The organism is Allobosea sp. 01N443, from assembly GCF_056399325.1.
Genome location: NZ_JBFTRC010000280.1, coordinates 1 through 5,503, shown reverse-complemented (window position 1 = coordinate 5,503; position 5,503 = coordinate 1). Strand labels below are relative to the sequence as shown.

The 5,503-nt window shown below is 63.8% G+C and carries 8 protein-coding genes and 1 pseudogene; 6 read left to right on the top strand and 3 right to left on the bottom strand.

Features of this window, described 5'->3' with window-relative positions:
• Nucleotides 1-154: pseudogene (locus AC1DRP_RS34515) on the top strand (IS481 family transposase); the annotation flags it as partial.
• Nucleotides 155-326: 172 nt separating this feature from the next.
• A complete protein-coding gene (gene dut, locus AC1DRP_RS34510; protein WP_476770893.1) occupies nt 327-791 on the top strand; it encodes a dUTP diphosphatase in 465 nt (154 codons plus the stop codon).
• Between the two features lie 98 nt (nt 792-889).
• Here dut and AC1DRP_RS34505 read toward each other — a convergent pair whose 3' ends face one another.
• The gene (locus tag AC1DRP_RS34505) at nt 890-1,081 is read right to left on the bottom strand and encodes a hypothetical protein (RefSeq protein WP_441508403.1); all 192 of its coding nucleotides are present in this window, start codon (nt 1,079-1,081) and stop codon (nt 890-892) included.
• A 62-nt stretch (nt 1,082-1,143) separates the two neighbouring features.
• Nucleotides 1,144-1,566 carry a cupredoxin domain-containing protein gene (locus AC1DRP_RS34500; RefSeq protein ID WP_441508404.1) on the bottom strand — a complete coding sequence of 141 codons (423 nt, stop codon included), beginning with the start codon at nt 1,564-1,566 and terminating at the stop codon, nt 1,144-1,146.
• Between the two features lie 447 nt (nt 1,567-2,013).
• Between AC1DRP_RS34500 and pqqB the strand changes: the two genes are divergently transcribed.
• The 4 genes from pqqB to AC1DRP_RS34480 all read left to right on the top strand — a co-directional run bounded on the left by pqqB (nt 2,014) and on the right by AC1DRP_RS34480 (nt 4,821).
• On the top strand, nt 2,014-2,901 hold the full coding sequence (pqqB, locus tag AC1DRP_RS34495) for a pyrroloquinoline quinone biosynthesis protein PqqB (protein WP_441508405.1): 888 nt from the start codon (nt 2,014-2,016) through the stop codon (nt 2,899-2,901).
• Nucleotides 2,898-3,629, top strand: coding sequence for a pyrroloquinoline-quinone synthase PqqC (gene pqqC, locus AC1DRP_RS34490; RefSeq protein WP_441508406.1), 732 nt, complete (start codon nt 2,898-2,900; stop codon nt 3,627-3,629). Before pqqB ends, pqqC begins: the two co-directional genes overlap by 4 nt.
• A gap of 116 nt (nt 3,630-3,745) precedes the next feature.
• On the top strand, nt 3,746-4,435 hold the full coding sequence (locus AC1DRP_RS34485) for a hypothetical protein (protein WP_441508407.1): 690 nt from the start codon (nt 3,746-3,748) through the stop codon (nt 4,433-4,435).
• A complete protein-coding gene (locus AC1DRP_RS34480; protein ID WP_441508408.1) occupies nt 4,432-4,821 on the top strand; it encodes a hypothetical protein in 390 nt (129 codons plus the stop codon). The genes AC1DRP_RS34485 and AC1DRP_RS34480 overlap by 4 nt, the downstream gene beginning before the upstream one ends.
• Before the next feature lie 40 nt (nt 4,822-4,861).
• On the opposite strand, the gene AC1DRP_RS34475 is transcribed toward AC1DRP_RS34480, so the two are convergent.
• On the bottom strand, nt 4,862-5,503 hold a 642-nt coding region (locus tag AC1DRP_RS34475), incomplete at its 5' end, for a zinc-binding dehydrogenase (protein WP_476770892.1).

Below are 5,503 nucleotides of genomic sequence, written 5' to 3'. Positions count from 1 at the left end.
CCTCACAGACTTCGTTGTCGCCTACAATTTCGGCCGCCGGCTGAAGACCCTTAGGGGGCTCACACCCTACGAGTTCATCTGCAAATGCTGGACTTCAGAGCCAGAACGATTCAGGCTCGATCCAATCCATCAAATGCCGGGACTGAACACCTAAGGCCTCGGACACATAACCAGTAACCGAAGGTTGCGGCGACGGGGGCRCCAAGGCCGCCTAGGTGCTCGATAACCGGCACTCTCCCGTTTACTGTCCTACGCACGATCCGCGGCTCTGTTGGCCAACGCCTGGGGGGAAGTCGAACTTACTCGGTAAGCTCGCTGGTAGAATTTTGAGGAACGACAGGCGTGTCAGCGTCGGCCTGCGCCGGCTTGAAAATGGACAAGGGCTTGAGATCCCTCGATCGCAGACTGTTGGCTCGGCGGGTCTTGATCTGCCTGCTGCTATTGCTCCCGGTACGGTCGTGACCCTTGCTCCGGGCATGACCGCGACAATACCCACCGGTTTCGCCATCGCCTTACCCAAGGGCTACGAGGCCCAAATCCGGCCTCGTTCGGGACTCGCCGCCAAATTTGGCGTCACAGTTCTCAATTCACCGGGGACCGTGGACGCAGACTATCGAGGCGAGATCAAAGTCATTCTGATCAATCACGGAAAGGCACCATTTTTAATCCAGCGTGCCGACCGCATCGCTCAGATGGTAGTGGCGCCGGTCAGCGGCGTTGCGTTTGTCGAAAGGGCGACGCTCGATGAAACTGAGCGTGGCTACGGCGGCCATGGCTCAACCAGCCGCTAAACCTAGCGAAGACCACGCTTCAGCGCTGGGCGCTCGGGGGGCCGGAGATCGGTCGCCCGCGTTGCCACGGCTGAGCCCGGTCCATGAGGAACAAGCGCTCATCGTCCCAGTGCCTTGCGGGCGTCGTTGACCGCATCGAGACACTCGTCGAATTCGCCCTCCTGTTCTTCGCGCCGCGCGACGCGCAACGCCGTCTCCAGTTTGCGCAGGGTGGCCGCCGGCGGCTTCCTGGCGATCTCGGCCTGGATCATGACGATGCCGTTCGTGCATTCCGACCTGTCATCGGCCATTGCGGGATCGGCACCAGGGTCAGGACGGAGGTGAGAGCGAGCATGCGCATGGCTTGCCTCCGTCACTTCACGATGAAGGTGCCGGTCATCCCCTGAGCCTCCAGGCCCTGGATATACCAGGGGTACTCGCCCGGCCGGATCGCCACGAACTCGACATGGATCGTGCCCTGGTCGTCGAACTCGAGATGATGAGGCGCACCCTGCATGTGCACTTCGAGATGGTTGATGACGATCTGGTTGATCCAGCTGTTCCGGAAGAACTCCGGTGCGAAGAACTTGTACTCCTTGCCGCCCTTCGCCGTGACGGAGAGGCGGTAGGACTTGCCGGATTCCATCTCGATCTGCTTCTGGGAGACGACGTAGTCGCGGCCTTCGTCATTCCCGAGCACCAGTTCGGGCAGATTTGTCCGGCCCTTCACAAGGTCGGCGGCCGTCGCCTGGCTCAACCCGAGCAGGCCCGCCAGCAAGAACCACAGCAGATGCATCTCATCCTCCCCGTTCTTGTTGCTTTGGAATAACCTGGGATCAGTCGACCTTCGTTGGATCGTCGCTCGCGCCATCAGATATTCGATCGCGGGTCTCTCCGTCTTTGCCGGGAGCTGGCGTGATATTGCAGACCGGGCAAGGACTGGCCCGAAGCCTCTCCCTCTGTAATGATACCCAGCAATCGCCAAGGTCGACAGTAACACGGGCGCGGACGTGAAGAAGACAGAACCGCTGCCATCGTCGCTGAGGTGATCGCGATGCCGGAGGCTCGCGTCCGGAGCGTGAAGGCAGTCTTTGTCAGCACCATTCCGTTCTTAGCACAATCGAAGGAGCCGGACATGTCCTGGGTCGCATGCGGAGTGGAAGCAACGGCGTGTGCAACAGCGCGGGCAATGCAGTCTTTCGCGCCGTGCACTTGCGGGAAGCCGGCTGCCTGAGGCGCCCCGATGAAAGCCATCGTTCTTGGCGCGGCTGCGGGAGGTGGTTTTCCGCAATGGAATTGCCGGTGCCGGGTCTGCGCGCTGGCCTGGAGCAGGGATCCCCGCGCGCCCTGGCGGACGCAATCGAGCCTCGCGGTGACGCTCGATGACGAGAGCTGGATCGTTCTGAACGCGTCCCCCGATCTTGGCAGCCAGATCCGGACGACGCCGGCCCTGTGGCCGCGCGCCGAGCGCCAGTCGCCGATCGGCACGGTCATTCTCAGCAGCGCCGAGATCGACCATGTCGCCGGGCTGCTCACGCTGCGCGAGCGGCATCCGTTCGATCTGGTCGCGCTCGCACCGGTCCTTGAGGCGATCGAGGCCAACCCGATCTTCGCCGCCGTGCCGGCGCGTCGCATGATCGCGACGGCCGCGAACCCCATCGCGCTGGCTGGCGGACTGACGGCGGAGCTGTTTCCGGTCCCCGGCAAGGCACCGCTCTATCTCGAGGAGAGCGCATCCCGGCTCGAGTCCGAGGCTGGCGAAGCGGCGGGCATCCGGATCGGCGGCGCAGGGCGCTCGCTTGTCTATATCCCGGGCTGTGCCGCCTTGTCCGACAGCGTTCGTGACGCGGCCGAAAGCGCGGACGTGGTGTTCTTCGACGGCACCCTGTTCACGGATGACGAGATGATCCGCAGCGGCGTCGGCGAAAAGACCGGTCGGAGGATGGGGCATATGCCGATCACGGGCCCTGGCGGCTCGCTGTCCTGGCTCGCCAAGCTGCCTGCGGCGCAAAAGATCTATATCCATCTGAACAACACCAATTCGGCGCTGATCGAGGGGTCGCCGGAGCGTCTCGTGATCGAAGCCGCGGGTATCGCGGTGGCCTATGACGGCATGGAGGTGCGGCTGTGACTGCTTTGCTATCGCCCGAGGAACTGGAACAGCGCCTGCGCGAGGTCGGAGAGGCGCGCTATCACGACAAGCACCCCTTCCACACCAGACTGCATTCCGGACGGTGCACGAAGGGCGAGGTCCAGGCCTGGGCTCTCAACCGCTTCACCTACCAGGCCCATATCCCTGTGAAGGACGCGTTCCTGATCGCCCGGACCCACGACCCCGCGCTCCGCCGGGCCTGGCGCCAGCGTCTCGTCGACCATGATGGCGAGGGGGACGGTGAGGGCGGCATCGAACGCTGGCTCAGGCTCTGCGAAAGCCTGGGCCTGGCACGCGCCGATGTGCAGGCCCATCGCGGCGTGCTGCCGGCGACGCGCTTTGCGGTCGAGGCCTATGTCAATTTCGTGCGCGAGCGCCCGCTGCTCGAAGCCGTCGCGTCCTCCCTGACCGAGCTGTTTTCGCCAAAGGTCATCCGCCACCGCGTCGAAGGCATGCTGGCGCATTACGACTTCGTCAGCCCGGAGAGCCTGAGCTATTTCACCGCCCGCCCGGAACAGGCGCGGCGCGATGTCGAGACCGCGCTTGCCTATGTCACGGCCCATGCCCGCACGCCGGCCGAGCAGGAGGCGGTGATCGCGGCGCTCGAATTCAAATGCGACGTGCTCTGGGCCATGCTGGATGCGCTCCATCACGCCTATGTCGAGCCTGGCCATATTCCGCCCGGCGCCTTCGTGCCGGCGCGCTGATCATCGCGGTCCTGAGCGGCTGAGCCTGCAAAGCTGATTGCTGCGCCGGGCGCCAAGCCTTATCCTGCTGCCTGCGTGGCCTGCTCGACCTGCTATGATGTCAGGGAGATGCGATCGTGAGCGGAAAAGCTTTCGCCGTCTTGCTCTGCCAGGTCATGGCTCTGGTGCTGGCGATCGCGCCATGGCCGGCGCAGGCGCAGGAAACGCCGGTCGATATCCTGTTCGCGCGTCCTCATCTTTCCGGCGTGTCTTCGGGCACGGAGCTGACCTATCGGCTTGAGCGCTTGCCCTCCGACACGAAACGGCTGGGCGAGCCCTTCGGCGACGATATCAAGCTCGTGGTCAGATCCGTTGCAGCCAACGGCAGCCGCAATGTCGACCTGCGCCTGTTCACGGGCGAGCGGGCGCGCGAGCCTATGTCGATTACCGATCTGACCGGCAATCCGGTGCTCGTCATCTTCCTCGATCGGGCAGTGAGCAACATGGCGCAGCTCACCGGTGGAACGACGCCCTATTTCAAGGACCGGCTGCGCGCCGGCCTGCGCGACAAGGCAACAAGCGAGGCCACCAAGGTCGAATTCGAGGGCAAGACGCTGGATGCGACGCGGATCACCGTCAGGCCCTTTGTCGACGATACCAATATCGGGCGGATGCTCGGCTATGAGGACAGCCAGTTCGAGATTCTGGTGGCTGAGGCCGCGCCTGGCATGCTGCTCCAAATGACCTCAAGGTTCGTCAGCACATTGCCGGATGCGCCGAAACTCGAGGAGCGCATCGTCCTGAAATCGGCGAGCGCCCAGCCATGAGCACGGTCGGGACGGCAGGAGCGCGGCACCACGGGTTTCTGACGGCTCTGGCCGGGGGGCTGCTGGCGACGATCCTCGCTGCGGGCAATGGCGGCGCAGCTGAGACGCCGGTCAATGACTATCCGACGGTCGCACGCGCCGATTACATCTTCGGGTGCATGGCCGCGAACGGCCAGACCCGTACGGCGCTGGAGAAATGCTCGTGCTCGATCGACGTGATCGCGTCTGTGCTGCCCTATAGGGCCTATGAGGAAGCCGAGACGATCATGTCCGTGCGCCAGCGCGGCGGTCAGAACGCCTCGATGTTTATCTCCATGCCCTTGATGCGCGAGAAGGTCGCACGCCTGAAGCGGGCACAGATCGAAGGCGAATTGCGCTGCTTCTGATCTGGCGATGTCCCAGCTGCCGGGGCTTCGGACGACCGGTTCAGTAGACCACGACGCTTCGGATCGACTTGCCCTCATGCATCAGGTCGAAGCCGTGATTGATCTCGTCCAGGCTGAGCTTGTGGGTGATCAGGTCGTCGATATTGATCTTCCCCTCCATGTACCAGTCGACGATCTTCGGCACATCGGTGCGCCCGCGCGCGCCGCCGAAGGCCGTGCCCTTCCAGACCCGCCCGGTGACGAGCTGGAACGGCCGGGTCGCGATTTCCTTGCCGGCTTCGGCGACCCCGATGATGATCGATTCACCCCAGCCGCGATGGCAGCATTCCAGCGCCTGGCGCATCACGTTGGTATTGCCGGTCGCGTCGAAGGAGAAATCGGCGCCGCCGCCGGTCAGATCGACGATCGCCTGCACCACCTTGTCGTTGCCGATCTCGGCCGGATTGATGAACCCGGTCATGCCGAATTTCTCGGCCATGGCGCGCTTGCCCGGATTGATGTCGACACCGATGATCTTGTCGGCGCCGACCATGCGGGCGCCCTGGATGACGTTGAGGCCGATACCGCCGAGCCCGAAGACCACGACATTGGCGCCGGGCCAGACCTTGGCGGTGTAGATCACCGCGCCGATCCCCGTCGTCACGCCGCAGCCGATATAGCAGATCTTGTCGAAGGGCAGGGC

Coding starts and splice junctions, on each gene's coding strand:
- AC1DRP_RS34505 (WP_441508403.1), bottom strand. CDS start 1,081: ATGGCCGATGACAGGTCGGAATGCACGAACGGCATCGTCATGATCCAG.
- AC1DRP_RS34500 (WP_441508404.1), bottom strand. CDS start 1,566: ATGCATCTGCTGTGGTTCTTGCTGGCGGGCCTGCTCGGGTTGAGCCAG.
- pqqB (WP_441508405.1), top strand. CDS start 2,014: ATGAAAGCCATCGTTCTTGGCGCGGCTGCGGGAGGTGGTTTTCCGCAA.
- AC1DRP_RS34480 (WP_441508408.1), top strand. CDS start 4,432: ATGAGCACGGTCGGGACGGCAGGAGCGCGGCACCACGGGTTTCTGACG.